Annotated in this window: 28 protein-coding genes, 1 tRNA gene and 1 pseudogene; 20 read left to right on the top strand and 10 right to left on the bottom strand. The window is 62.9% G+C overall.

Features of this window, described 5'->3' with window-relative positions; genetic code table 11:
* The first annotated feature begins 29 nt into the window (after positions 1-29).
* From nagZ to EN869_RS17700, 10 genes are all read left to right on the top strand, one after another.
* On the top strand, positions 30-1,049 hold the full coding sequence (nagZ, locus tag EN869_RS17745) for a beta-N-acetylhexosaminidase (RefSeq protein ID WP_127227124.1): 1,020 nt from the start codon (positions 30-32) through the stop codon (positions 1,047-1,049).
* A gap of 62 nt (positions 1,050-1,111) precedes the next feature.
* On the top strand, positions 1,112-1,912 hold the full coding sequence (locus EN869_RS17740) for a ScpA family protein (RefSeq protein WP_127227250.1): 801 nt from the start codon (positions 1,112-1,114) through the stop codon (positions 1,910-1,912).
* Entirely contained in the window at positions 1,909-2,664 is a 756-nt protein-coding gene (gene scpB, locus EN869_RS17735) for an SMC-Scp complex subunit ScpB (protein WP_127227125.1), read from the top strand. Before EN869_RS17740 ends, scpB begins: the two co-directional genes overlap by 4 nt.
* Positions 2,665-2,844: 180 nt before the next feature.
* Positions 2,845-3,063: a twin-arginine translocase TatA/TatE family subunit gene (locus tag EN869_RS17730; RefSeq protein WP_095815328.1), complete on the top strand. Its 219-nt coding sequence runs from the start codon at positions 2,845-2,847 to the stop codon at positions 3,061-3,063.
* An 82-nt stretch (positions 3,064-3,145) separates the two neighbouring features.
* On the top strand, positions 3,146-3,892 hold the full coding sequence (gene tatB, locus EN869_RS17725; protein WP_127227126.1) for a Sec-independent protein translocase protein TatB: 747 nt from the start codon (positions 3,146-3,148) through the stop codon (positions 3,890-3,892).
* Positions 3,889-4,749, top strand: a complete 861-nt coding sequence (gene tatC / locus EN869_RS17720) for a twin-arginine translocase subunit TatC (protein ID WP_127227127.1) — start codon at positions 3,889-3,891, stop codon at positions 4,747-4,749. The genes tatB and tatC overlap by 4 nt, the downstream gene beginning before the upstream one ends.
* A 209-nt stretch (positions 4,750-4,958) precedes the next feature.
* Positions 4,959-6,263 (top strand): serine--tRNA ligase, encoded by a 1,305-nt coding sequence (gene serS / locus EN869_RS17715; RefSeq protein WP_127227128.1) that lies wholly within the window; start codon positions 4,959-4,961, stop codon positions 6,261-6,263.
* 4 nt (positions 6,264-6,267) lie between these two features.
* Positions 6,268-7,026, top strand: coding sequence for a 5'/3'-nucleotidase SurE (gene surE, locus EN869_RS17710; protein ID WP_127227129.1), 759 nt, complete (start codon positions 6,268-6,270; stop codon positions 7,024-7,026).
* A complete protein-coding gene (locus EN869_RS17705; RefSeq protein WP_127227130.1) occupies positions 7,023-7,676 on the top strand; it encodes a protein-L-isoaspartate(D-aspartate) O-methyltransferase in 654 nt (217 codons plus the stop codon). The genes surE and EN869_RS17705 overlap by 4 nt, the downstream gene beginning before the upstream one ends.
* Before the next feature lie 138 nt (positions 7,677-7,814).
* Entirely contained in the window at positions 7,815-9,335 is a 1,521-nt protein-coding gene (locus tag EN869_RS17700; protein ID WP_127227131.1) for a peptidoglycan DD-metalloendopeptidase family protein, read from the top strand.
* A gap of 108 nt (positions 9,336-9,443) precedes the next feature.
* On the opposite strand, the gene EN869_RS17695 is transcribed toward EN869_RS17700, so the two are convergent.
* A complete protein-coding gene (locus EN869_RS17695) occupies positions 9,444-10,334 on the bottom strand; it encodes an NAD-dependent epimerase/dehydratase family protein (protein WP_127227132.1) in 891 nt (296 codons plus the stop codon).
* Positions 10,335-10,445: 111 nt separating this feature from the next.
* Here EN869_RS17695 and EN869_RS17690 point away from each other — a divergent pair, with 111 nt between their 5' ends.
* Entirely contained in the window at positions 10,446-11,267 is an 822-nt protein-coding gene (locus EN869_RS17690) for an AraC family transcriptional regulator (protein WP_127227133.1), read from the top strand.
* A gap of 3 nt (positions 11,268-11,270) precedes the next feature.
* Here the strand turns inward: EN869_RS17690 and EN869_RS17685 are convergent, their stop codons facing one another.
* Entirely contained in the window at positions 11,271-12,143 is an 873-nt protein-coding gene (locus EN869_RS17685; protein WP_127227134.1) for an ATP-binding protein, read from the bottom strand.
* 266 nt (positions 12,144-12,409) lie between these two features.
* Here EN869_RS17685 and yajC point away from each other — a divergent pair, with 266 nt between their 5' ends.
* The 7 genes from yajC to EN869_RS17650 all read left to right on the top strand — a co-directional run bounded on the left by yajC (position 12,410) and on the right by EN869_RS17650 (position 19,298).
* Positions 12,410-12,748, top strand: a complete 339-nt coding sequence (gene yajC, locus EN869_RS17680; RefSeq protein ID WP_095765024.1) for a preprotein translocase subunit YajC — start codon at positions 12,410-12,412, stop codon at positions 12,746-12,748.
* 52 nt (positions 12,749-12,800) lie between these two features.
* Entirely contained in the window at positions 12,801-13,814 is a 1,014-nt protein-coding gene (locus EN869_RS17675; protein WP_127227135.1) for a hypothetical protein, read from the top strand.
* Positions 13,815-13,903: 89 nt separating this feature from the next.
* Complete coding sequence (secDF, locus tag EN869_RS17670) at positions 13,904-16,459, top strand: protein translocase subunit SecDF (RefSeq protein ID WP_127227136.1); 2,556 nt, start codon at positions 13,904-13,906, stop codon at positions 16,457-16,459.
* Positions 16,460-16,586: 127 nt separating this feature from the next.
* Positions 16,587-16,976, top strand: a complete 390-nt coding sequence (locus EN869_RS17665) for an Mth938-like domain-containing protein (RefSeq protein ID WP_127227137.1) — start codon at positions 16,587-16,589, stop codon at positions 16,974-16,976.
* Positions 16,977-17,843 carry a phytoene/squalene synthase family protein gene (locus EN869_RS17660; protein WP_245489337.1) on the top strand — a complete coding sequence of 289 codons (867 nt, stop codon included), beginning with the start codon at positions 16,977-16,979 and terminating at the stop codon, positions 17,841-17,843. It abuts the gene before it with no gap.
* A 79-nt stretch (positions 17,844-17,922) separates the two neighbouring features.
* Positions 17,923-18,348: a hypothetical protein gene (locus EN869_RS17655; RefSeq protein ID WP_127227138.1), complete on the top strand. Its 426-nt coding sequence runs from the start codon at positions 17,923-17,925 to the stop codon at positions 18,346-18,348.
* Complete coding sequence (locus EN869_RS17650) at positions 18,348-19,298, top strand: sterol desaturase family protein (RefSeq protein ID WP_189341214.1); 951 nt, start codon at positions 18,348-18,350, stop codon at positions 19,296-19,298. Before EN869_RS17655 ends, EN869_RS17650 begins: the two co-directional genes overlap by 1 nt.
* Before the next feature lie 100 nt (positions 19,299-19,398).
* Here EN869_RS17650 and EN869_RS17645 read toward each other — a convergent pair.
* From EN869_RS17645 to EN869_RS34445, 6 genes and pseudogenes are all read right to left on the bottom strand, one after another.
* Positions 19,399-19,620, bottom strand: a pseudogene (locus EN869_RS17645) (type II toxin-antitoxin system RelE/ParE family toxin); the annotation flags it as partial.
* Positions 19,592-19,894 carry a type II toxin-antitoxin system ParD family antitoxin gene (locus tag EN869_RS17640; RefSeq protein ID WP_127227140.1) on the bottom strand — a complete coding sequence of 101 codons (303 nt, stop codon included), beginning with the start codon at positions 19,892-19,894 and terminating at the stop codon, positions 19,592-19,594. The pseudogene EN869_RS17645 and the gene EN869_RS17640, both read right to left, overlap by 29 nt.
* A 70-nt stretch (positions 19,895-19,964) precedes the next feature.
* The gene (trmFO, locus tag EN869_RS17635; RefSeq protein ID WP_127227141.1) at positions 19,965-21,374 is read right to left on the bottom strand and encodes a methylenetetrahydrofolate--tRNA-(uracil(54)-C(5))-methyltransferase (FADH(2)-oxidizing) TrmFO; all 1,410 of its coding nucleotides are present in this window, start codon (positions 21,372-21,374) and stop codon (positions 19,965-19,967) included.
* A 375-nt stretch (positions 21,375-21,749) separates the two neighbouring features.
* Positions 21,750-21,890 carry a DUF1127 domain-containing protein gene (locus EN869_RS17630; protein ID WP_127227142.1) on the bottom strand — a complete coding sequence of 47 codons (141 nt, stop codon included), beginning with the start codon at positions 21,888-21,890 and terminating at the stop codon, positions 21,750-21,752.
* 51 nt (positions 21,891-21,941) lie between these two features.
* Positions 21,942-22,082, bottom strand: a complete 141-nt coding sequence (locus EN869_RS17625) for a DUF1127 domain-containing protein (protein WP_127227143.1) — start codon at positions 22,080-22,082, stop codon at positions 21,942-21,944.
* 136 nt (positions 22,083-22,218) lie between these two features.
* Positions 22,219-22,362 carry a hypothetical protein gene (locus tag EN869_RS34445; RefSeq protein WP_167506922.1) on the bottom strand — a complete coding sequence of 48 codons (144 nt, stop codon included), beginning with the start codon at positions 22,360-22,362 and terminating at the stop codon, positions 22,219-22,221.
* A 21-nt stretch (positions 22,363-22,383) separates the two neighbouring features.
* Here EN869_RS34445 and EN869_RS17620 point away from each other — a divergent pair, with 21 nt between their 5' ends.
* Together EN869_RS17620 and EN869_RS17615 are read left to right on the top strand one after the other, a co-directional pair.
* Positions 22,384-23,502 carry a DUF2157 domain-containing protein gene (locus tag EN869_RS17620; RefSeq protein WP_127227144.1) on the top strand — a complete coding sequence of 373 codons (1,119 nt, stop codon included), beginning with the start codon at positions 22,384-22,386 and terminating at the stop codon, positions 23,500-23,502.
* Positions 23,499-24,080, top strand: a complete 582-nt coding sequence (locus EN869_RS17615) for a GDYXXLXY domain-containing protein (protein WP_127227145.1) — start codon at positions 23,499-23,501, stop codon at positions 24,078-24,080. Before EN869_RS17620 ends, EN869_RS17615 begins: the two co-directional genes overlap by 4 nt.
* A gap of 52 nt (positions 24,081-24,132) precedes the next feature.
* Here the strand turns inward: EN869_RS17615 and EN869_RS17610 are convergent, their stop codons facing one another.
* Positions 24,133-25,059: a hypothetical protein gene (locus EN869_RS17610; RefSeq protein WP_127227146.1), complete on the bottom strand. Its 927-nt coding sequence runs from the start codon at positions 25,057-25,059 to the stop codon at positions 24,133-24,135.
* 325 nt (positions 25,060-25,384) lie between these two features.
* Positions 25,385-25,469, bottom strand: a tRNA-Leu gene (locus EN869_RS17605).
* Positions 25,470-25,739 lie beyond the last annotated feature (270 nt).

Below are 25,739 nucleotides of genomic sequence, written 5' to 3'. Positions count from 1 at the left end.
TGCCCTTCCAAAGCCTTAAGCTCGTATGTATGAGCGAATCAAAATCCATGATCCTCGGCTGCGCCAGGAAATCCCTCACCGAAGACGAAATCCGCTTCTACCGCGATGAACGTCCGTGGGGCTTCATCCTGTTTGCGCGCAATATCGGCGAAGCCGGGCAGATCCGCGATCTGGTTGCCTCGATGCGCGACAGTGTTGGCCGCCCGGACGCGCCGGTCTTCATCGACCAGGAAGGGGGCAGGGTGCAGCGCCTGCGCCCACCGCTGGCGCCGAACTATCCGGCCGGCGGCGCGCTTGGCGCGTTGTGGCGCGATGATCGCGAAGCCGGCCGCCGCGCCGCCTGGTTGATGGCGCGGCTGCATGCATTCGACCTCTCCCGGCTGGGCATCACCGCCGACTGCCTGCCGGTGCTCGACGTTCCGGTCGAAGGCGCCAGCGACGTCATCGGCGCGCGCGCCTACGGCAAGGAGCCCAACGCGGTGATCGAGCTTGGCCGGGCCTCGGCCGAGGGGTTGATGGCCGGCGGCGTGCTGCCGGTGATGAAGCATATTCCCGGCCACGGCCGCGCCTTTGCCGACACGCATTTCGCGCTGCCGACCGTCGATACGCCGCTCGATGAGTTGCGCCGGCATGATTTCGCCCCGTTCAAGGCGTTGAACGAGCTGCCGATGGCAATGACGGCGCATGTCGTCTACAGCGCCGTCGACCCGGACAATCCGGCGACGACGTCCGCCAAGGTCGTCAACCAGGTGATCCGCGGCGAGATCGGCTTCGACGGGCTGCTGATGAGTGACGACACCTCGATGAAGGCACTTTCTGGGGATTTCCCGACAAAGGCGGCCTCGATCCTTGCGGCCGGCTGCGATCTCGTCCTTCACTGCAACGGCGTTTTCGAGGAAATGTCGGGGATCGCGTCACGCACGACGGCGCTCACCGGCAAGTCTTTGCAACGCGCGGAACGGGCGCTGACCTATATAAAGGATCGCGACGTCGCCGACGAAGCCGCGATTCGCGCTGAATTCGCCACCTATTTCGAAGCGGTGGCCTGAACCGAAGGGACGAAAGGCAAGTGGCGGAGACATTGGAAGGCAAGGTCGCGAAGGCCGCACCGATGGACCGTCTGTGGGCCGAAAACGACGATTCACGCCTGACCGGCGACCCGTCGCTGGTGGTCGACGTGGCGGGTTTCGAAGGCCCGCTTGATCTTCTCTTGCATCTTGCCCGCAACCAGAAGGTCGATCTGGCGCGCATTTCGATCCTGGCGCTGGCCGAGCAGTATCTGGCCTTCATCGAAAAGGTGCGGGCGCTGAGGCTCGAGCTCGCCGCCGACTATCTGGTGATGGCGGCGTGGCTCGCCTTCCTGAAATCAAAGCTCTTGATCCCGAAGCAGCCGGGCGAAGAGGGCGAAAGCGGCGAGGAACTGGCGGCGGTGCTGCAATTCCGGCTGAAGCGGCTGGAAGCGATGCGCGACGCCTCGGCGCGGCTGGTCAACCGCAATCGCCTCGGGCGCGACGTCTTTGCGCGCGGCATGCCGGAAATGGTCATCATCGAGAAGCGCAACGCCTTTTCGGCATCGCTCTACGATCTGCTCACCGCCTACGCGCAGCAGCGCCAGCGGCAGGCAATCAACAATGTGACGATCGCCCGGCGCGCCGTGTGGTCGCTCAAGGATGCGCGTGAAGTGCTGGCACGGCTGATCGGCGCCGTCGGCGACTGGACGGCGCTCGACAGTTTCCTGGTCGAGTATCTGGCGGCGCCGGAAGAGAAGCGCACGGCGATGGCAAGCTCCTTCGCCGCGACGCTCGAAATGGTGCGCGAGGGCAAGCTGGAGGTGCGGCAGGATCAGGTGTTCGCGCCGATCTATCTGCGTAGCCGCGCGCAAGGTGCAAAGGCAGTCGAGGTGGTATCATGAGCGAACGCGCCAACGCTTCCGTCATCCCGTTCAAGGTCGAGGATGAGCCGGAAGACGAGATGGCCGAGCAGGGTTTACTCGAGAACCCCGCCGAGCGGCTGCAGTTGTCGGAAGCCGTGCGCATGGCCGAGGCGATCGTTTTCGCCAGCGCCGAGCCGGTGAGCGAAAAGCAGCTTGCCGCTCGTCTGCCCGAGGGGGTCAACATTGCCGCCGCGATGGCCGATCTGCAGCAAATCTATGCCAAGCGCGGCGTGAACCTGGTGCGGGTCGGCGATGCCTGGGCCTTCCGCACCGCCGGCGATCTGGCTTTCCTGATGAGCCGGGACTCCGTCCAGCAACGGAAGCTCTCGCGCGCGGCGCTCGAAGTGCTGGCGATCATTGCCTATCACCAGCCGGTCACGCGCGCCGAAATCGAAGACATCCGGGGCGTGGAGACGTCGAAGGGCACGCTCGACACGCTGCTGGAAACGGAATGGGTCAGGATGCGCGGCCGCCGCCGCACACCTGGTCGGCCGGTGACCTATGGCACCACCGATGCCTTCCTGGACCATTTCGCGCTGGAGGAAATCCGCGATCTGCCCGGCATGGAAGAGCTGAAGGGCGCTGGCCTGCTCTCGACGCGCATGCCGGCCAATTTCTCGATGCCGGTGCCGCCGGCCGATCCCGACGCGCTGGCCGAGGACGAGGATGCGCTGACCGATATCGACCTCGAGGAGCTCGGGCTGCTGACGCCGCGCGTCACCGAGGAGTGATCATCAAATCGCCGCGAATGGTCTATTAGCAGAGGCTGCGCGGATTGGTAGCAAGCCGCTCACGCCGAAAGTGCGTGACATCCGCTAGCCATTTTATCAACTTCGCGGCGGTTGTGTTTGAATCCCCGTGCGAAAACGCATAGATCATCGCCAGGGAAAACATTCGAGAGAGATTAGCAAATGGGTTCGTTTTCGATTTGGCACTGGATGATCGTGCTGGTCATCGTGCTTCTGGTGTTCGGCCGCGGCAAGATTCCCGAGCTGATGGGCGACATGGCCAAGGGCATCAAGAGCTTCAAGAAGGGCATGGCTGACGACGACGTTGACGACAAGCGGACCGTCGAGCACCGCGCCGACGAGACTGTTTCGCCGGGCAAGGAAAAGGTCAGCAAGAGCTGATCCGATTGTTGGTTTGAGCATGCCGTTGTCCCAAAGCCGCTTCGCACTTTTGGGCGGCATGCACTCGTCGGAATAGATTGCCATGTTCGAAGTCGGTTGGAGCGAACTGCTGGTGATCGCGGTCGTCATGATCGTGGTCGTCGGGCCGAAGGATTTGCCCAACATGCTGCGCACCTTTGGCCGCACCGCGGCGAAACTGCGCGCCATGGCCGGCGACTTCCAGAAGCAGTTCAACGAGGCGCTGAAGGAAGCTGAACTCGACGATGTGAAGAGTTCGATCGACAGTCTTCGCAGCCTCAATCCGATGAACGAGGTGCGCAAGCAGCTCAATCCGTTCGAGCAGGCAGCGGCCGATGTGCGCGCCGGCGTCGATACGATGATGAAGCCCAAGCCGGCCGCCGATCCGACGGCGCCGGCGGCAGAGACGCCGCAGCTGGCCGAGCCGCTCAAAAATGGCGCCACGGATATGCCCGGCGGTAATGCCTCAGAGGCAATTCCGGCAGCGCCAATCTTCCCGGCCATGACCGACGCCTCCGTCGCTGCACCGGTCTCCGAGGCCGCCGTGCCGGCGCAGCCGGCGAAAAAGGCGACCGCCAAGGCGAAGACAGCCGCCACGACGGCAAAGGCAGCCGCGGCATCGAAGGCACCGGCAGCAAAGGCGCCGGCCAAATCTTCGCCGGCTCCGGCCAAAGCCGCAGCGCCCGCCAGGAAGGCCGCGCCCAAGGCCGAGGCAAAGCCCGCCGCGGCGAAGAAGTCGGCTGTCAAGAAGGTAGCTGACAGCAAGAAAGTGCCGGGCGACAGCAAGAAGATGGCGGGCGACACCAAGTGAGCGTTTCGGACAAGGAAAAGGAAGAAATCGAGAAATCCTCCGCGCCGCTGATCGAACATCTGATCGAGCTGCGCCGCCGCCTGATCTGGTCGCTGGGCGGCTTTTTTGTCGCCTTTCTCGTCTGCTTCTTCTTCGCCAAGCGGCTGTTCAACCTTCTGGTCATCCCGTTCAAATGGGCGACGCAATGGGCCGGGCTCGACCCGCACAAGGTCGAGCTGATCTATACCGCGCCGCAGGAGTTCTTCTTCACGCAGGTGAAGCTCGCCATGTTCGGCGGCATGGTGATCGCCTTTCCGCTGATCGCCACGCAGATCTACAAGTTCATCGCGCCCGGCCTCTACAAGAACGAGCGTAACGCCTTCCTGCCGTTCCTGATCGCGTCGCCCATCCTGTTCCTGATGGGCGCGTCGCTGGTCTATTTCTTCTTCACCCCGATGGTGATGTGGTTTTTCCTCGCCATGCAGCAGGTCGGCACCAACGACCAGGTGCAGATTTCACTGCTGCCGAAGGTGTCGGAATATCTCAGCCTGATCATGACGCTGATCTTTTCCTTCGGCCTGGTGTTCCAATTGCCGGTGGTGACCAGCCTCTTGACGCGTGTCGGCCTGTTGTCGTCGCAGGCGCTGGCCGAGAAGCGCAAATGGGCGATCGTGCTTTCCTTCGTCGTCGCGGCAGTGCTGACGCCGCCCGATCCGATGAGCCAGTGCGGCCTCGCCATCCCGACGATCATCCTTTACGAGGTCGCCATCTGGTCGTCGCGCATGATCGAGCGCAGCCAGGCGCGCGATCGTCTGGCGCGCGAGCAGGCGGAAGCAGGCAACTCGGCCAGCAACACGCCGGACGCTCCGTCGGCCTGACCTGACCGACGGCCAGGGTTGGAAATCGCGGCGAGCTGTATATCGGCCGTCTTGCATCGACGGCGGATGCGGTTTACGCCCTCGATCCTTAAAGCGCGTCGCGCTGGAACGGATTCAAGCGACGCGCTTTACGTCTTAGTTTCGATGCATGTCGTTGTCCCAGAACCGCGACACACTCTGGGCGACATGCATTGCTTTGAGGATCGACCATGCTTGATATCAAATGGATTCGCGAAAACCCGAAGGCCCTTGTCGAGGCGCTGGTGAAGCGCTCGTGGTCGGCGGATGACGCGCAGTCCACGGTCGACGACCTTATTGCAAAGGACGAGGCGCGGCGTTCGCATCTCAGCGAATTGCAGGTCAAGCAGGAGCGCCGAAATGCCGCCTCGAAGGAGATCGGCAATGCCATGCGCTCGGGCGATGCCGCCCTTGCCGAAAAGCTCAAGGGCGAAGTCAGCGACATCAAGGCGTTCATCCAGAACGGCGAGGCGCGCGAGCGCGAACTCGACAAGGCGCTGAACGACGCGCTTGCGGTGCTGCCCAACGTGCCGCTGGACGACGTGCCGGTCGGCAAGGACGAGCATGACAATGTCGTCAAGCGCATCGTCGGCGAACTGCCGGCCCGCTCGAACTGGGTAAAGGAGCATTTCGAGATCGGCGAAGCGCTCGGCATGATGGATTTCGAACGGGCGGCAAAACTGTCCGGCGCGCGCTTCACGGTGCTGAAGAGCCAACTCGCGCGCATGGAGCGTGCTCTCGGCCAGTTCATGCTCGACCTGCACACCACCGAGCACGGCTATGAAGAGGTCATCCCGCCGCTGATGGTGCGCGACCAGGTGCTGTTCGGCACCAATCAGCTGCCGAAATTCGAGGAGGATCTGTTCTTCACCCCGCATGGCGACGGGCGGCTCGGCCTGATCCCGACGGCTGAAGTGCCGCTCACCAATCTCGTGCGCGAGGAGATCACCGCGCATGAAAAGCTGCCGCTGCGCTACACGGCGCTGACGCCGTGCTTCCGTTCGGAAGCGGGTTCGGCCGGGCGCGACACGCGCGGCATGCTGCGCCAGCACCAGTTCTACAAGGTCGAGCTGGTGTCGATCACCGACCAGGAAAGCTCGATCGCCGAGCATGAACGCATGACGCAATGCGCCGAGGAGGTGCTGAAGCGCCTCGGCCTGCCGTTTCGTACGGTGACGCTCTGCACCGGCGACATGGGTTTTGGCGCGCGCAAGACCTACGACATCGAGGTGTGGCTACCGGGACAGAATGCCTATCGCGAAATCTCGTCTTGCTCGGTCTGCGGTGACTTCCAGGCCAGGCGCATGGATGCCCGCTACAAGGACAAGGATGGCAAGGGCAACCGCTTCGTCCACACGCTCAACGGCTCGGGCACGGCGGTCGGCCGCGCCCTTATAGCTGTCATCGAAAACTACCAGAATGAGGATGGCAGCGTAACCATTCCTGAAGTGCTGCGGCCTTACATGGGTGGTCTGGTCAAGATCGGTCCGAAGTGAATCCATGCGCATCCTGCTGACCAACGATGACGGCATTCATGCCGAGGGGCTGGCGTCGCTCGAACGCATCGCCCGCACGCTGTCGGACGATGTCTGGGTGGTGGCGCCGGAGCAGGACCAGTCCGGCTATGCGCATTCGCTGTCCATTTCGGAGCCGCTCCGGCTCCGCAAGATCGGCGAGAAGCATTATGCCGTGCGCGGCACGCCGACCGACTGCGTCATCATGGGCACGAAGAAGATCCTGCCCGGACCGCCGGAGCTCATCCTGTCCGGCGTCAATTCCGGCGCCAACATCGCCGACGACGTCACCTATTCCGGCACCGTGGCGGGCGCCATGGAAGGCGCGCTGCTCGGCGTGCGCTCGATCGCGGTCAGCCAGGCCTATTCCTACGTCGGCGAGGATCGCGTGGTTCCCTACGAGACGACCGAGGCGCTGGCCCCGGCGCTGCTCAAGCGGCTGGTGGAAACGCCGCTGCCGGAAGGCGTGCTGCTCAACGTCAATTTCCCCAACTGCACGCCCGACGAAGTCGAGGGCACCGTCGTCACCTCGCAGGGCAAGCTGGTGCACAGCCTGTGGGTCGACGAACGCCGCGACGGGCGCGGCCTGCCTTACTACTGGCTGCGCTTCGGCCGCGAGCCGGTCGAGGGCAAGAAGGGCACCGACCTTCATGCGATGCGCAACCGGCTGGTATCGGTAACACCGCTGCAACTCGACCTCACCGCCCATGAACTGCGCGACCAACTGACCAAGGCATTGGCATGAATACGGGCCTCGACGACCGCGAAGGGTTTGCCGCTTTCCTGCTCAGGCTCCGGGGCAGGGGGACGGCGCCGAAGCCGCTGGTCGCCGCCTTCGAGGCAACGCCGCGCCGCGGTTTCCTGTCGGCCCAGTTCCATTCGATCGCCTGGTCGGACGGCATGTTGCCGATCGAATGCGGTGAGGCGATCGAGGGCGCCGACCTGCAGGCGGCCGTGATCGGGGCGCTTCACATCGAGCCGGGCAACCGCGTGCTCGAGATCGGCACCGGCTCGGGCTACACGGCGGCGGTCATGTCGCGGCTTGCGGCGCGCGTCATCACCATCGACCGCTACAAGACGCTCACCGAGCAGGCAAAACAGCGCTTCGAGGCGCTCGCCATCAGCAACATCATCGCCCGCCAGGCCGACGGTTCCAACGGCCTGCCCAATGAGGGGCCGTTCGATCGCATCGTCGCCTGGGCCGCCTTCGACAGCCTGCCGCGCTTCCTGCTCGACCAACTGTCGAGCGGCGGCATCGTCATCGCGCCGATCGGCCCGGAAGAGGGCGAGCAGGTGCTGGCCAAGCTCACCAAGGTCGGCAGCCGCTTTGAGCGCGAGGACATCGGCATGGTCAGGCTGCAGCCGATCCTGCGCAGCGTCGCCGCGGTGATCTAGCGGGCCTTGAGGCCTTCGCCAAAATTTCCGCCAATGTTTTAAGAAAATTTTCGTCGGATTCTAAAGGGTTAACCCGCCAGTAACATTAACGCGCTTTAATCAGGGCCAGTTTGTACCGGGTCTGTGCGGGTTAGTGCGATGCAATTCAATCACTTGAAAGCAAACAGACGCAATCTGGCGCGCGGTTGCGCTGTGCTCATGATTGCCGGCGCGGCGGCCGGGTGCAGTTCCCAGTCGATGCGCTTCAACGGTGTCGACGATGTCTTCACATCGTCCACCAACAATCAGCGCGCCATCATCAACAAGCAGAATGTCGACCAGCCCTATCCGGGCGACACGGTGGCACCCGCGCCTGTCGACGGCACTCACACCCAGTCGGTGAGCCGCTCCAGCCTCGAGCCGGTCACGGCGCAGCAACTGCCGCCTCCCTCGGCCCCGGCGTCCGCCAAGCCGATGCGCACCGCTTCGGCTCCTGCGCTCACACCCGCTCCGGCGCTTGCGCCGGCGCCGCATCTCGACAGGACGGCCACCGGCACGGTCGCGCCGGCGAAGCCGTTCAAGACCGCCGAGCCCGATGCGGTCCGCAACGCAAGTGCTGCGCCGCATGCGACCGAAATCGTGGTCCGGGACGGCGAGACGCTTTCAGGCCTGGCGGCGCACTATCATGTGCCGGCCGACGCCATCGCCAAGGTCAACGGGATCGATCCCAAGAAGGGCATCCGCTCCGGCCAAAAGATCGTCATCCCTGCCTATGCCTATTCGAGCAAGGCGGAACCGAAGGTCGCTGAAGGCAAGCCGGCCAATGCGCCGAAGCAGCCTGCTCCTGAAAAGGTCGCGGTGCTGCCGCAGCAACCGAAGGTCAAGGACGGCAAGTCGGCCGCCCAGGTCGATACGTCGGCAGCGGCCACCGGTTCCAAGAATCCGAAGCCCGCACCGCAGGTCGCCGAGGCAAAGCCCGCCGGCGCCGGAGGCACCTATACCGTCCAGCAGGGCGACTCGCTGTCGTCGATCGCCAGGAAGACCGGTGTCAGCGTCGTCGCGCTGAAGCAGGCCAATGGCATGCAGGCCGGCGTGCTCAAGATCGGGCAGACACTCAAGGTTCCGGCCGGCGGGACTGTTCAGGCGGCAGCCGCCAAGCCCGCGGCCGCCAAGCCAGCGGTGGATCCGGTGACGACGGCAACGACGCCGCCTGCGGCCAAGACCACCGAGACGCTCGCCTCCTACACGCCGCCGAAAAAGGACGCCAAGGTCATCCAGCAGGCCGAGGACGACGGTGCCGAGGCACCCGACGCTACCGGCATCGGCAAAATGCGCTGGCCGGTGCGTGGCCGCGTGATCTCCGGCTTTGGCTCCGGCAAGGACGGCGTCGACATCGCGGTGCCGGAAGGAACGCCGATCAAGGCGGCGGAGAACGGCGTCGTCATCTATGCCGGCGACGGCCTCAAGGAGTTCGGCAACACCGTGCTGGTGCGGCATGAGAACGGCCTGGTCACGGTCTATGGCCATGCCAGCTCGATCGAGGTGCAGCGCGGCCAGAAGGTCAAGCGCGGCCAGGAGATTGCACTGTCGGGCATGAGCGGCACCACCGACTCGCCCAAGCTGCACTTCGAAGTGCGCAAGAACTCGGCCCCGGTCGATCCGGCCGGCTATCTCGAATAGAACAAGAACAATTGCGGGCCGCCTGACCTCCAGTCCGGCCCGCCGTCTTCAGCCCGCTCTGCAAGGAGCGGGCTTTTTCAGTTCCGGAAGATTGCCTGATGCTCGGGCTTAAAGATGATCCCGGAGCGTGTCGGCGATCATCTCTTCAAGGCTGCTGGCCTTCGCGCCCAGAAGCGTCTCCGCATCGGAGGAATCAACCAGCAAGGGCGTCTCGAAGAGATATCTCATCTCCATCAGCTCCTGCATGCCAAGCGCTTCCATTTCAGGGATGGAATAGGAGCGTGTCTCGGAAACCTCCCGTCCGAGCATCGCCGCGGTTTTGCGGATCAGCTCGTTGGGCGAGGCGTGTTGCGAGGGAACGTGAAACGCCCGTCCCCATTCGCCCGTGTAGCGGGAGGCCGCGACGAGCGTCCTGGCGACGTCCTTGGTGAAGGTCCAGGCATGAGTGGCGTCAAGGTCGCCGATGAAGGCAACAGGCTTGCCCTCGATGATGGAGGGCAGCGCGATCAGCGAAAAGTAGCTGATCGCGCCGTATCCGAGATAGTCGCTGGATCGTATCTCGATCGCCGGCACGCTGGCACGGGCCGCCCGCTGCCACATGATCGTCCTTGCGGTTCCCTTCTTTGAGGTCGGGTCCAGCGGCATGTCGGAGCGAAGTGGGTCTTCGCCATTCTTGCCGTAACCATAGAGGTTTCCGAGTACGATGAGCTTGGCACCGACTGCTTCCGCCGCGCGCACGGTACCGTCGATTATAGGGAAAAAGTCGGTTGGCCAGCGATGATACGTGGCCATGGCACACATCAACACGGCATCGGCGCCGCGGCAGACACGCGACAGCGCCGAGGCGTCCGTGGCGTCGGCCTGTATCGACCGCACATTGCGCAACGCGTTAGAACCGACGCTTCGGCTGGTCAGGATGACATCATGGCCCTCCTCACCAAGAAGGCGAGCCGTCTCGCGTCCAACCGGACCCGCGCCGATAACGACATATAAACTCATGGCAACCTCTCTTCCATGTTTGAAGGAGAGGCGGGAGTACAGGTTCTCGGCGTTGAAAATCGCGCGGGAATTGCCAAATCTTGAACAGGTTTCGCCATGAATCGAGAGAGCATGCCTCTGCAACTCGCCCCGGCCCGATCGACGTCCGAAGTCACGATGGTTTCCAGGCATGTCGAGGCAGGCGTGCATCGGCTGCCCCGCGCGTCGCACCATCGCGTCATGGTGCATGCGAGCGCGGCGACGCGCTCCTACTGCTATCAGGTCGGGCGATATTTCGTCAGGCGCGCCGGCGATATCGACCTGGTGCCGGCCGGGGAGGAGGGCGGTTTCGAGGCTGAAACGCCGTTCGAGACGATGGAGATCGTCTTGCAGCCGGCCCTGGTGGAAAGGGTCGCCGCGGAACTTGGTGGCAAGGAACGGGCATTGTGGCTCGACACCCGGCATCTGCTTCGTGACCAGCGGATCGGGCATCTCGCCCGCGCACTGCAGAGCGATCTCGCCGCTGGCGCACCGAGTGGCCCTTTGTTTGCCGAGAGCATCGGCGCCGCGCTTGCGGTGAGACTGCTCGGCCTCGATGGCCCAGACGCGGTTCGAGTGAACCGGTTGTCGGACGCGCAGCTCAAGCGTGTCCTCGAACACATTGAGGCCGCGCTCGATGAGCCCCTTTCGATCGAACGCCTGAGCCGGGTGGCCGGCGCGAGCAGCTCGCATCTGCGCACATGGTTCAAGGCGGCGATGGGCGTCACCTTGCATCGCTACGTGTTGCGACGCCGCGTGGAAAGGGCATGCGCCCTGCTGCGACGCGGCGATCTCAGCACGAGTGAGGTCGCGGCGTTGACCGGCTTCGCGCACCAGTCACATCTGGCGTATTGGATGCGCCGTGAGATCGGCCAGACGCCGCGCGACCTGCGACGGGCGCAGCCGCCCAAGTGACATTCAATCCTTCAGCGGCTTGCCGAGCCGGCCGGCGAGATCCTGCGTGAACTGCCAGGCGACGCGGCCGGAACGGCTGCCGCGCGTCGTCGCCCATTCCAGCGCCTCGGCGCGCAGCTGCTCGGGGTCGATCGTCAGGCCGTGATAGCCGACATAGCCGTCGATCATGTCGAGATATTCGTCCTGCGAGCATTTGTGGAAACCGAGCCAAAGGCCGAAACGGTCGGATAGCGAGACCTTTTCCTCGACGGCTTCCGAAGGGTTGATGGCGGTCGAGCGCTCGTTGTCGATCATGTCGCGCGGCAACAGGTGACGCCGGTTGGACGTGGCATAGAAGATGACGTTGCCGGGCCGGCCTTCGACGCCGCCTTCGAGCGCCGCCTTCAGCGACTTGTACGAGGTGTCGTCATGGTCGAAGGAAAGGTCGTCGCAAAACAGGATGAACCGATAAGGCGCCGCCTTGAGCGGACCCATCAGCTTGGGCAGCGTGTCGATGTCCTCGCGGTGGATCTCAATCAGCTTCAGCGGCCGGTCGAGCTTGTCGGAGGCGTTGACAGTGGCGTGCACGGCCTTGACCAGGGACGACTTGCCCATGCCGCGCGCGCCCCAGAGCAGCACGTTGTTGGCCGCATAGCCGGAAGCGAAGCGCTCGGTGTTGTCAAGCAGGATGTCGCGTACGCGGTCGACGCCGCGGATCAGCCCGATGTCGACGCGGTTGACCTTGCGCACCGGTTCCAGAAAGCCGGGCTCAGCCTGCCAAACGAAGCAGTCGGCGGCGCCAAGATCGGTCTCCGGGACGGGGGGAGCGGCGAGGCGGGAAACCGCCTCGATCAGGCGGTCGAGTTTCTTGTTCAAGGCGTCCAGACTATCGGTCATTTTGGGTCTTTTTGTTGAGGTCTTTCAGCGTGTGGGAGCAGCTTCCATGACATCGCTGCAAGAACCAGGTCCAAGCTTTTGTTGGAGCATGATCTTTCGGTGGTCCCAAAGCCGCTTCCGCTGCGACGCTCTAGCACGTCGCAAACGACTGGAAAAGCAACGGATTGGGCTCGCAGCGCAGTTGCATTGGCCACTTTAGCGACTATATTCCGGCCAAATTTTCGCGGGGCCGCCGCGGCGGTATTTCACCACCCAGGAGTTTCTTGATGTTCGTTACACCGGCATACGCCCAGGGCGTCGGCGCTTCGCCAGATATGCTCATCTCGATTTTGCCGTTTGTCCTGATTTTCGTGATCATGTATTTTCTGATCATCCGGCCGCAGCGCGCACAGCTGAAGAAGCGCCAGGAGATGCTGTCGGCGGTGCGCCGCGGCGATACGGTGGTGACCGGCGGCGGCTTCGTCGGCAAGGTGACCAAGGTGATCGACGACAATGAGCTGGAGATCGACCTTGGCGGCGGAACCAAGGTGACGGCGCTACGCTCGACGATCTCGGACGTGCGCGTAAAGGGTGAGCCGGTGGCGAACCAGAACGCCAAGAAGTAAGCGAAATCCCGGCGGCGATGGCCGCGGGCAGGGCTCCGACGAGCGGCGGCATATGGTCTATTTCTCGCGCCTGAAGATGATGTTGATCGGGCTTGCCCTGGTCTCGATGGTCATCGGCGCGTCGCATGTTTCTGCATCTGTGCCGGGCGCACATGTTCTGCTTCACCTGGATACGGATGAGTTGAGAAGCAGCCGCGCCGAAGCGATGCGCGACCAGATCAGGACGTTGCTGCGCGATGCCGAGCCTAAGATCAACTACAGCGGCCTAATCGCATCGGGCCGCGCCGTGCAGGTGCACATTTCCGATCCGGCGCAGGTCGAGGCTGCCAAAGCGGCACTTAAGACCCTGCTTGACCCTGTCGCCGATAAGGAGGGCCCGGTCCAGGAATTTGCGCTGGATGATAGCGAACCTGGCCTGTTGAAGTTCACAATGACTGATGCAGGTTCGAAGTATCGAACATCCGCCGTGCTCGCGCAGTCGATTGAGATTATCAAAAATCGGCTGCACGAACTTGGCATCGCCGACGCCGCGATCCAATTGACGGACGAGGGCATACTCATACAAGCGCCAAGCGTCGCGGATTTGCATAGCTTGGCGCAGATTCTCGTCCGGCAAGGGCGGTTGAGTTTCCAACTGGTCGGCACGTCGATGCCGGTTGATGACGCGATCAGCAGCCGTCCACCCGCGGGATCGTCTGTCCTTTATACGCTGGACGATCCGCCAGTTCCCTATCTTGTCGAAAACCGGGTAATCGTTGCCGGCGAGAGTGTGCTGGAAGCCAATGCAACACAGGACGCTGTTGCTGGGGAGCCAGTCGTCGCATTCCGGCTCGATTCCAAGGGTACGGAACGTTTCAAGTGGGCGACCACGCGGAATATCGGCAAGCCATTTGCCGTAATTTTGGACGGCCAAGTGATTTCGGCGCCTATCATCCGGGAACCCATCGAGCATGGCACCGTGCAGATATCGGGGAATTTCACGGCCGAAAGCGCCACGGAATTCGCCGTGTTATTGCGCACCGGCGCGCTGCCGGCGAGATTGACAATCCTCGAGGAAGCACGATAGGGCCGGCCGTGGTTGAAATGACGACGATAGACGACAACCAAGCCGATGGCGGAACGCTGGCGCTTGTACGCCTGAACGGATAAGAACGAATGCTTTATTTCTCGCGCCTGAAGATGATCCTGATCTGGCTCGCCGTGGCCATCACAGTGATCCTCGCCGCGCCCAACCTTTTCCCGGCAAGCATGCTGGCTCAATTGCCGAGCTGGGTGCCGAAGCGGCAGATGACCCTCGGCCTCGACCTTCAGGGCGGTTCGCACATCCTGCTCGAGATGAATCAGAACGATCTGATCAAGGACAGGATGGAGACGACGCGCGACGAGATCCGGACGCTGCTGCGCGATGCCAACCCGAAGATTAACTACACTGGCCTTTCCGGCTCCGGCCGCACGGTGCAGGTGCGCATCACGGACCCGGCCCAGATCGACCAGGCCAAGAAGGTCCTGAAGCCGCTGACCGATCCTGTGGCCGCCGGCCTGTTCTCGGGCGGCTCAATCCAGGAAATGGCGCTAGACGATTCCGAGCCGGGCCTGCTCAAATTCACGGTCACCGACGCCGGCCTCAAATACCGCACGTCGACGGCGCTGACGCAGTCGATCGAAGTGGTCGAGCGGCGCGTCAACGAGCTCGGCACCACCGAGCCGATCGTGCAGCGCCAGGGCGATGACCGCATCCTGGTGCAGGTGCCGGGCCTGCAGGATCCGCAGCGGCTGAAGGAGATCCTCGGCCAGACGGCGAAGCTGACCTTCCAGATGGTCGACCAGTCGATGCCGGTGCAGGATGCGCTGAAGGGCCGTCCGCCGGCCGGCTCCACGGTGCTCTACTCGCAGGACGATCCGCCTGTTCCCTATCTGATCGAGAACCGCGTCATCGTATCCGGCGAGAACCTGGTCGACGCGCAGGCGACCTATAATTCGCAGACCAACGAGCCTGTCGTCTCCTTCCGTTTCGATTCCAAGGGCGCGACCCGCTTTGGCCAAGCCACAGCGCAGAATGTCGGCAAGCTGTTTGCCATCATCCTCGACAACCAGGTGATTTCGGCGCCGCAGATCCGCGAGCCGATCCTGGGCGGCACCGGCCAGATTTCCGGCAATTTCACGCCGCAGAGCGCCAACGACCTTGCCGTGCTGCTGCGCGCCGGCGCCTTGCCGGCGACGCTGACGGTGATCGAAGAGCGCACCGTCGGTCCGGGCCTCGGCCAGGACTCGATCCATGCCGGTAAAGTGGCCGGCCTGATCGGCTCGATCCTTGTCGTCGCCTTCATGTTCGTCGCCTACGGCTTCCTCGGCTTCCTCGCCAACATCGCGCTGGCCGTCCACGTGGCGATGATCGTGGCGCTGCTGTCCTTGCTGGGCGCCACGCTCACTTTGCCCGGCATCGCCGGTATCGTGCTCACCATCGGCATGGCGGTGGACTCCAACGTGCTGATCTATGAACGCATCCGTGAGGAGCGACGAAACGGCCGCTCGGTGATCCAGTCGATCGACACCGGCTTCTCCAAGGCCCTGGCGACCATCGTGGATTCCAACGTCACCTCGCTGATCGCCACCGTGGTGCTATTCTGGCTGGGTACGGGACCGGTCAAGGGCTTTGCCATCACCTACGCGATCGGCATTCTGACGACGGTCTTCACCGCCTTCACCTTCACCCGCATGCTGGTGTCGATCTGGCTGCGCCGCGCCCGCCCGAAGGAATTGCCGCGCGCGCCGGTAACCTTCATTCCGCCGGGCACCAAGATCCCGTTCATGGGCATCCGCCGCTGGACGTTCGCCTTGTCCAGCCTCTTGTCGGTCCTGTCGGTCGTCGGGTTCCTGACCATCGACATCAATTACGGCATCGACTTCAAGGGCGGCTCGATGATCGAGGTGCAGTCCAAGCAGGGCGACGCCAATCTCGGCGACATCCGCAACCGGCTGTCCGAGCTCAACATCGGCGAGATCCAGGTGCAGCAGTTCGGCGCGCCGAACGACGTCTTGATCCGCGTCGGTACACAGGACGCCGGCGAGAATGCCGAGCAGACCGTCATCGACAAGGTGCGGGGCGAATTGCAGGACCAGTATGATTTCCGCCGCGTCGAAGTGGTGGGGCCGACGGTCTCCGGGGAATTGGCCAAGCAGGGCACGATCGCGATGCTGATCGCGCTGGTCGGCATCTTGCTCTATGTCTGGTTCCGTTTCGAATGGCAGTTCGCGGTCGGCGCCATCATCGCCACGGTGCACGATGTGGTGATGACGATCGGCTTCTTCGTCCTGTCTGGTCTGGAGTTCAACCAATCGTCGCTGGCGGCGATCCTGACCATTATCGGCTATTCGCTGAACGACACGATCGTGGTCTATGACCGCGTCCGCGAGGATCTCAGAAAATACAAGAAGATGCCGCTGCCGCAGCTGTTGAACAACGCCATCAACGAGACGCTGTCCAGAACCACGCTGACCTCGGTCACCACCATCCTGGCGCTGCTGGCCCTGGTGCTGTTCGGCGGCGAGGTCATTCGTTCCTTCACGCTGGCGATGCTGTTTGGCGTGGTGTTCGGTACCTACTCGTCGATCTTCATCGCTGCGCCGCTGCTGATCCTGTTCAAGTTGCGGCCGCAGGCCACGACCGAAGAGGAAAAGAAGCCGGTGAACGGCAAGGCCCTGACGACCTGATGCTGTCAGAGCCGGATTGAGATTTCAGGTCGAGTTGGCCTGAAATCATCCGGCTCTAAGTCAAAGAGATAGTGCATGATGTCGTCCGAAAACCGCTCCACACTTTTCGGCATCATGCTCTAGATCCATGGCCAAAGGCATCATCATCCGCGAGGCGCATTTCCCCGGCAAGGCGCCGATCGAGGCCTATGGCAATGGCGGCTTCCGCTTTGCCGACATGTCGCATCGCGGCTCGCTGCTCGTCCTGCCGTCGGGCATACATGGCTGGGAGCCCGCCGATCCGCTGGCGTTGAAGGCCTCGGACTTCGACAAATTGTTCGCCGAGGCCGGCAAGGTGGAGATCCTGCTGGTCGGCATGGGCAAGGATCTGCGGCCGTTGCCGGCTGCGCTGCGCGTCGCGCTCAAGGAGGCCGGCATCTCGGCCGACCCGATGTCGACGGGGGCGGCGGTGCGGACCTACAACGTGCTGCTGGCCGAAGACCGGGCCGTGGCCGCCGCGCTGATCGCCGTCGACTGAATGGCCGGTACGTCCAACATCGTCAAGAATGGCAACATCGTCATGGATGCGGTGCGCGCCGCCGATCATGACCGGTATCTGTCGGCGCTCTACGCGCCGGCCGAAAAGCGCGACGCGCTGCTCGCACTCTATGCCTTCAACGCCGAAATCGCCGGCGTGCGCGATCGCATCCATGAGCCGCTGCCGGGCGAGGTCAGGCTGCAATGGTGGCGCGACGTCATCGCGGCCGACGGGGATGCCGAGACAGGCCACCCGACCGCCGATGCGCTGCGTGCGACGATCATCGCCGATAGGCTGCCGAAGACCGCTTTCGAGAACATGCTCGAGGCACGCATCTTCGATCTCTATGACGACCCGATGCCGTCACGGACAGACCTCGAGGGCTATTGCGGCGAAACAGCCGCGGCACTTGTCCAGCTTGCGGCCATGGTGCTCGATCCGGTCGCCGCGCCAGGCTTTGCCGAACTGGCTGGCAGGGCCGGCTGCGCGCAGGCCATCACCGGCCTGTTGTTGCTCTTGCCGCTGCATCGCCGGCGTGGACAGTGTTTTGTGCCAGCCGATATCTTGGTGGCAGCCGGCACTTCGCCGGAAGCGTTCGTGAAGGGCGAGGATGCGCCGGCTGCCGAGCGCGCGGTGGCGGCTATGATCGCATTGGCGCGGGAGCATCTCAACGCCTTCGAGAAAGCCGCGCCGGCGCTTCCCGTTTCGCTGCGGCCGGCTTTCCTGCCGCTGGCGCTAACCCGCGCCTATCTCGACAAGATGGAGAGGGCTCGCGGGTCGCCGCTCGGCGCAACGGCAGCGCTCTCCACCTTGCGCCGGCACTGGCTGCTCCTGCGTCATGCGATGCGGGGCTGGACGCCCCTTTGACGTAAACGTCAATCGTGCTAGGGGTTGTCGCGTGGACCCGCGTCAAAGAAATGCGGGCCGCCGGAGGAGCCGCGTTTCCATGAGCCTGCCAGTCCTGGTCGTCCTCGTCGCGTTCGGCATCGCGCTGTCCGTCGCGGCCGTGCATTTCACCGGCGGCACGACAACCGCGACGCTTGCCGACGCGGATCAAGCGCTCGCACGCTTTGCCGAGGATTTTCCCGACGAAAGGCCGGGCGCCGTGCGGCTGACCGCCGACGATCATGCCGCGTTTCTCGACCTCGGCCCGCGGCGCTGCGGCATCGTCCAGAGCATCGGCGACTGTTTTCTGACGCGTATCGTCTCCCCGTACGACGTTCTGGCACTGGCGAGGGAAGGCAACGTCGTCTCGCTGCGACTCAATGATTTCACCTGGATAGGCGGCAGGTTCGTCTTCGCCGACGAAGCCGATGCGCTGGCCATAGCGGCGGCGCTGGAAGGCCGCGATCAGATCAGAAAGGCGGCGTGATGGACGAGTATAATTTCCCGCAGGTCACCCAGCTTGCCATCCCGTTCTTCGTGACGGCGATCCTGATCGAATTGTGGCTGGTGCGGACCGGTCGCGCCAAGGGATCGTTCGAGACGCGCGACACGCTGGCCAGCCTGATGATGGGAACTGGCAATGTCGTCGCCGGCCTGCTGCTCGGCGTCGTGGCCTATTGGGCGCTGCTGTGGCTTTGGCAGTTCCGCTTCTTCAATCTCGGCCTGTCGGTCTGGGTGTTCGTCGCCGCCTTCCTGCTCGATGACCTGCGCTACTATGTCTATCACCGCATCGCGCACCGGGTACGCTGGGTGTGGGCAGAGCACGTCAACCATCACTCCAGCCAGCACTACAATCTCTCGACGGCGCTGAGGCAAAGCTGGACCGGCCTGTTCACCTTCATGTTCGTGCTGCAGGCGCCGCTGGTGCTGCTGGGCTTCCATCCGGCGGTGATTGCCTTCGTCTTCGGCTTCAACCTGGTCTGGCAGTTCTGGATCCACACCGAGACGATCGGCAAGATGTGGGGCTGGTTCGAATTCATCTTCAACACGCCATCGCACCACCGCGTCCACCACGCCACCAATCCGCGCTATCTCGACGCCAACTACGCCGGCACGCTGATCATCTGGGATCGCATGTTCGGCACTTTCGTCGAGGAGCTGGAGGAGGACCGCCCGCGCTATGGCATCGTCAAGAACATTGGCACCTTCAATCCGCTGAAGGTGGCGTTCCACGAGTGGATCGGCATGTTCAAGGATGCGGCTATGCCAGGGCTGTCGCTTGGCCAGCGGCTCAACTATCTGATCCAGCCGCCCGGCTGGAGCCATGACGGCTCGCGCGATACGTCGGAGACGCTGAAGGCCGCTTATGTGCGGAGAAATCCGGGAGAGGCGGGGAAGCCTGGATTGCCGGTCGCGAGTGGGGAGCCCGCGGAGTAGCTGCCGCCTTCAGGATGGATCGCCGCCGCGCATCAGGGCGGCCGCCATAGAAGACGTTGACGATAAATACGCTATCACCCTCAATGACATAGGCAATAAGGGCCGAATGCTCGAACGGAACTGTCCTAAGCCCTGGCATCAGGTCCTCGCGCAGACGACCCCCGCGCGGGCCATTTCCGATACTTTGACAGCGCTCTCTGATCCGATCGATGAAACCGTTGGCGGCGGTTTCGCTGCCGCCGCTCTCAAGGATGTAGGCAGCAATGGCTTCGAGATCGGCTATGGCTCCTTCGCTAAGAACGACGGCGAGGCGCTGGATCATCACGGTCTCGCGCCAGCTGTGAAATCCGGCTCTTCACCCTATCGATCGCTTCGTCGAGCGGCACGGCGGGTCTTTTGTCCTCAAGAGAAGCCTTCACCCGCGCGCGGATCGAGGCCATGCGCTCGGCATGCTCTTCCTCTTCACGCTGGAAGGCGCGCAGGGCCGCGCGGATAACCTCGCTTGCCGAGCCGAACGAGCCGTCCTCGACTTTCTCGCGGATCATACGTGCCATCGCGGGCGTGACGGTGATGGACAGTTTCTCGGCAGATTCCATGGAACATTCCTATCGAGAGAAAGTAGGATAGTATCCTACTTTGCGCCATGGTGTCTAATGCAAAGGCTGCCTACTCCGCCGCCTCGGCCTGCGCCGGCAACCCTAGCCACCCCCTGCAATCGGCCAGCGCTCGCGAGGTGATGGCGTGGCGTTTCGCGACCGTCTTGTCCTTGCCGCGCAGCCGCTTGCCGTCGGTCTTCGGCGCTTCCACCGGCGGGAACAGGCCAAAATTGACGTTCATCGGCTGGAAGGAGCGCTTGCCGGGTTCGTCGTCGGAAACGATATGGCCGCCGGTGATGTGGTTGAGCAGCGAACCAAGAGCGGTGGTCGCCGGCGGCAGCGAGGGCGCCTGTCCAAGCCGTTCGGCGGCGGCGAAGCGGCCGGCGAGCAGGCCGATCGCGGCGCTCTCGACATAGCCTTCGCAGCCGGTGATCTGGCCGGCGAAGCGCAGGCCGGGGCGCGACTTCAGCTGCAGCGAGGGATCGAGCAGCGTCGGCGAGTTGATGTAGGTGTTGCGGTGCAGGCCGCCGAGCCGCGCGAAGTCGGCATTCTCGAGCCCCGGAATGCTGCGGAAGATGCGCACCTGCTCGGCATGCTTCAGCTTGGTCTGGAAACCGACCATGTTGTAGAGCGTGCCCAGCGCGTTGTCCTGGCGGAGCTGCACCACGGCATAAGCCTTGACCGAGGGATTGTGGACGTTGGTCAGCCCCATCGGCTTCATCGGCCCGTAGCGCAGCGTCTCGACGCCGCGCTCGGCCATCACCTCGATCGGCAGACAGCCGTCGAAATAGGGCGTGCCTTCCCACTGCTTGAATTCCGTCTTCTGCCCATCGAGCAGCGCCTGGACGAAGGCGAAATACTGCTCCTTGTCCATCGGGCAGTTGATGTAGTCCTTGCCGGTGCCGCCTGGCCCGACCTTGTCGTAGCGCGATTGAAACCATGAAATGTTCATGTCGATCGTGTCGAAATGCACGATCGGCGCGATCGCGTCGAAGAAGGCAAGCGCATCGGCGCCGGTGGCTTCCGCGATTGACTGGGCGAGCGAAGGAGCGGTCAGGGGACCGGTGGCGATGATCGCCTGATCCCAGTCCGCCGGCGGCAAGCCTGGCACTTCCTCGCGCTGGATCGAAATCAGCGGATGCGCTTCGATCTTCGCAGTGACGGCGTCGGAGAAACCGTCGCGGTCGACGGCCAGCGCGCCGCCGGCCGGCACCTGGTTGGCATCGCCGGCGCTCATGATCAGCGAGCCGGCTAGCCGCATTTCGGCATGCAACAGGCCGACGGCGTTGTTTTTGGCATCGTCGGAGCGGAAGGAGTTCGAGCAGACGAGCTCGGCCAAGCCGTCGGTCTTGTGCGCATCGGTGCCGCGCACCGGGCGCATTTCATGCAGCACGACGGGAACGCCGGCTTGCGCGATCTGCCATGCGGCTTCGGAGCCGGCGAGGCCGCCGCCGATGACGTGTACGGGATTTTTGCTCATGAGCGCCGGAATAATCGCTTGGCGAAGCGATTGCAATTGCCGGGAAATGGCCGGCCGGGGCGACGAGCCCAAAAAACAACAACACCCGCCGGGGGAGGAGGTCCGGCGGGTGTCGTTTTGGGGGTCGATCCTCGGGAGGAGGTGAAGATCGACCTAATTCGTCATCGCCGGGGAGGAGGTCGGCTTTGACGAAATTCCTTTCGCCGTTTCAGAAGGGGGCGAAACCCCTGGAAGACGAACTTCGTTCGCTTCTGAACAACGCCCGCCGGGGGAGGAGGTCCGGCGGGCGCCGTTTCGGTGGTCAACCCTCGGGAGGAGGTGAAGGTTGACCTCATTCGTCAGGGTCGGGGAGGAGGTCGACCCTGGCGAAATTCCTTAGATCGCCTTGCGGGCGACCATCTTGATCTCGTCGCGAACGATGCCGAGATCATGGAGCTGGCGGTTCGAAAGCCGACCCAGCTCATTAACGGTGTCGCGGTAGACGCGCCAGTTACGATAGCTGCGGATCAGGTTCATTGTCGTTACTCTCTTCAAAACCGGTTCGGACCATTTGCGGTCCGAAGCGGATTAGACCGCCTTGCGGGCGACGTGGTGGATGTCGCTGCGGCTGATGCCGAGGTCGGTCAGTTCACGGTTCGACAGGCGGCTCAGCTCGGAGACCGTGTCCCGGTAGCGGCGCCAGTTGCGATAGTTGCGGATCAGGTTCATGGTAGTTCTCGTTTCGTCTTTAGTTCGGATCATTCCGTTTGTGTACGAACAGAAAATAGGTGGCATCATATCGATTTAAAAGTGCCGTTGGCGCATGGCAGCAATGCAAATTGTGCAATGCAACATTAATGGCCATTCACGCCTGCGTCACAAAGAGGGCCGAATCGGAAAATGCCGCCGCGTCAACGGCTTGGCTGTTCCGGCTAAGGAAATGGCTCTTAAAATCAAAAAAGCGGAGCATGATGTCGTCCCAAAACCGCTTCACACTTTTCGGCATCATGCTCCAGGCTCGGGGGAAAGCATGGCGGGCTATACGAGACGGGTGAGGGCTGACATTGCCCGCTGGCGGGACGCAGGACTGATCGATGCGGCCACGGCGGAAGCATTGACGCGCGACGTCGCCGCCAACGAGCGCGCGTCGCTGAGCTTCGGCTCGATCCTGGCGATGATGGCGGCGCTTCTGTTCGGCGCCGCGATCCTGATCTTCGTCGCCGCCAATTGGGAGGCGTTCCCGCGCTTGCTGCGCGTGGCGGCACTTTTTGCCTTAATCCTTGGCGGCTATGTCGGCGGCGCGGTGCTGAAGACGCGCGACCACGCGGCGATCGGCGAGGCGCTGTGGATCGTTGCCGCCGCGGCCTTCGGCGGATCGATCGCGCTGATCGGCCAGATGTACCACCTTTCGGGCGACGAAACCTCGGCGCTGGTCACCTGGTGTGCAGGCACGGCGCTGGCGGCCGTGGCACTGCGTTCGAACCCGCTGACCGTGGCGGCGGTCGGCATTGCCGACGCATGGCTGGTGCTCAAGGGGTTCGGCTTCTACTGGCGGGCGGAGATTCCGCATCTCTTCATCGTCGTGGCGATCGTCCTGTTCGCGATTTCGTTCTGGACGCGCAGCGCGGCCGCGCGCCACCTGATCGTCCTCTCGGTCATTCTCTATCTCGTTCTCCTGGCATCGGATCACAATACGTTGCCGGTGGGCGCAACTCTGGCGATCGTCTCGACGCTCCTCTTTTTCGGTTCGGTCTTGGCAGGGGATCCGATCGACAGGTTCCTTCAGCTGGGCGGCCGGCTGCCCTTGCACGCCTTGTTCGGCTTCCTCACCGGCGTGGCGACGATCCAGTTCGATCTGGCGGATGAAAGCACTTACAACAGCGGCTTTGCCGTCGCCTCGATCGTCGCGCTTGCCGGCATCGTCGCGGCAATCATGCTGGCTGGCCGCGAGAGCAGGGGGCTGCGCTGGCTGGCCTATGCCGGCTTTGCCTTCGAACTCGCCATCATCTACAGCGTCACCTTGCAGTCGATGCTTGATACGGCCGGCTTCTTCCTGGCGGCGGCAGTGCTGCTTGGTGTTCTGGCGCTGGTCATCATCCGCATCGAAAAGCGCATGAAAGCGCCTGCCGAGACAGGAGCAACGGCATGACCGGCAGGAAACTGATCGTCTCGGCGCTGGTGCTGGCGCTTGTCCAAATCGGCTTTCTCAGTTGGATCATCGCCGGCCGCGCCGCGATCCTGCGCAACGGCAAGGAAGTGCTCCTGAAAATCCAGCCCGTCGATCCGCGCGATCTGCTGCGCGGCGACTATATCTCGCTCAACAACAATATTTCGCGGATCCCGGTGAAGCTGATCGCCAACATTCCGGAAGGCAAGCTCTCCAGCGACGACACATCGATCGTGGTGCGGCTGAGGAAGGGCGTTGACGGCTACTGGCAGCCGACGATCGCCTGGTTCGGCCAGGCGCCGGCACCGGCCGGCCCGGACGAGGCCGACATAGCCGGACGCATCACCGAAGGTTGGGGCCTGCGTGACGCGGATGCGACGATCGCGCCGGACTACGGAATCGACCGCTTCTATCTGCCGGAGGGCGAAGGCGTGGCGATCCAGGACGACATTCGCGTGCGGCCGTTCGGAATCAAGCTGGCGTTGTCGGCCAATGGCACGGCGCAGATCAAGGCGCTGATGGATGGCGACAAGACGCTGTTCGAGGAGCCGCTGTATTAGAGCGTTCAAGGGCCTTGGCGTCAGCGGCAGTCCGTATTGATGATGGTCCCGGTCACCGCTGAATGGTGCCGGTCTCCGCGATGATTTTGGGATAGGGACCAATCGATATCGTATAGTTGAAGTTGGCTGCGCCTTTTTCCTGCTTCGAAGGGCTGCGCACAACCCAGTCGTAGACGCCGGAGACCATGCAGCGATCGTCGGCGCACGTGACCGCAATGCTTTCATCGCGGACGTTAGACACGCGGTTGGGCCATTGCTTGTAATAGTTCCTCTTGTCCTGAATGATCGACCTCAAGGTCGTCGGCTTGCCATAGTAGTCGACCTTGGGAGCATAGGACGCCTGGACTTGGGCAATCGCGAAATCGTCGTTGTCGCCGTGATGCTCGATGAGATCCCTGGCGAAGGCGACCGCAATGCTCTCCGGCCGTTGCCTGGCGTCGGGTGCAGGAGCAGGTTCCGGCACCGGATTTGGCACGGCTGGCACCAGCGACGTATCTGTGGGTGGTCGGTTCGCCGCAATATTGGTCACATGCAATTCAGCCATTTCGCCGGCCGATAGATATCTTAGGTCGCGCTTGCCGTAGTTCGACGCCAATTCGATCAGCTTGGGGTCCACTCCCATCTCTATGACATAGGATATGATTGCGGCCGTTCCGAACTGGACACGGGCCTCCGCTTCCTGGTTGGACATCCCGTCAGCCGGTTTGAGAAACGCCCTGTGAATGCCGATAGAATCTGCTTCGGCGAAACGGTGGATGCCACCCAGGAAAGCCAGTGAGCAGGCTGAAGCGCACTGCAGTTGGTGAACCTGAAGCGTGTCCAATCCCGCTGCGCGGATCATACGCCCCAACCGAATGGCACTCCCAACGTTGCCGCCAGGGGAGTTAAATACAATCACCCTGGCCCCGCTGCTCACAACCGCGCGGTTAAATCCATTCAAGGATTCATTGGCGTCGAACTCACCGGAGACAACGAGCATTGGCGGCTGACCCGGAGGAGAAGCCGGAGTGTACTCCAAAGCCTCGACCTGAGACGTCGCCGCCGCGACAACGGATCCGACCCCCAGAACCAGAGAAACTATGCGCACAACTGAGAGAGCCCCAACCTGCCTGTCGCAACTAAGAACCTCTTAACGGGCTCTTTCAAGTGCATTTGATGCGCAAAGGCGGCAGCGGCCGAGCATGAGGGCCTTGCTCGCGCGGCCAGGAGTTGATGGTTCCGGTCCTCTTTGGCAAGGGTTCGGAAGATTTGTTGTCGGCTGATCTTCAGGTGGCTCGCCACCCGAAGCCCGTCACAGCGTAGGGTGGTGCGGATGAAGGGACTCGAACCCCCACGCCTTTCGGCACTGGAACCTAAATCCAGGGCGTCTACCAATTCCGCCACATCCGCTTTCCCCGGCAATCCCATGTAGCCATCATTCTGTCAATGTCGGGGCTCAGATCATGCTTATCCGGCTATGCGCGAAGATAGTTGAAAATTGGCCTAGCCTGTGACAAAAGGCGTGTCGAATGTGATGGAACGTGAATTTCCGCCTCTGCAAGATGCGAAAAGTTATAGGAAAAACAAAAACTTATTCGCATCGGGCTAAGCGTTATTCAGGAGAGTTTGAACCGCGTTAGCGGTCAAATCGCCAGGTTCCGTACCAAAAGCCATTTCCGG

The organism is Mesorhizobium sp. M2D.F.Ca.ET.226.01.1.1, assembly GCF_004022705.2.
Lineage (GTDB): Bacteria > Pseudomonadota > Alphaproteobacteria > Rhizobiales > Rhizobiaceae > Mesorhizobium.
This window is presented reverse-complemented; position numbering and strand designations above follow the sequence as displayed.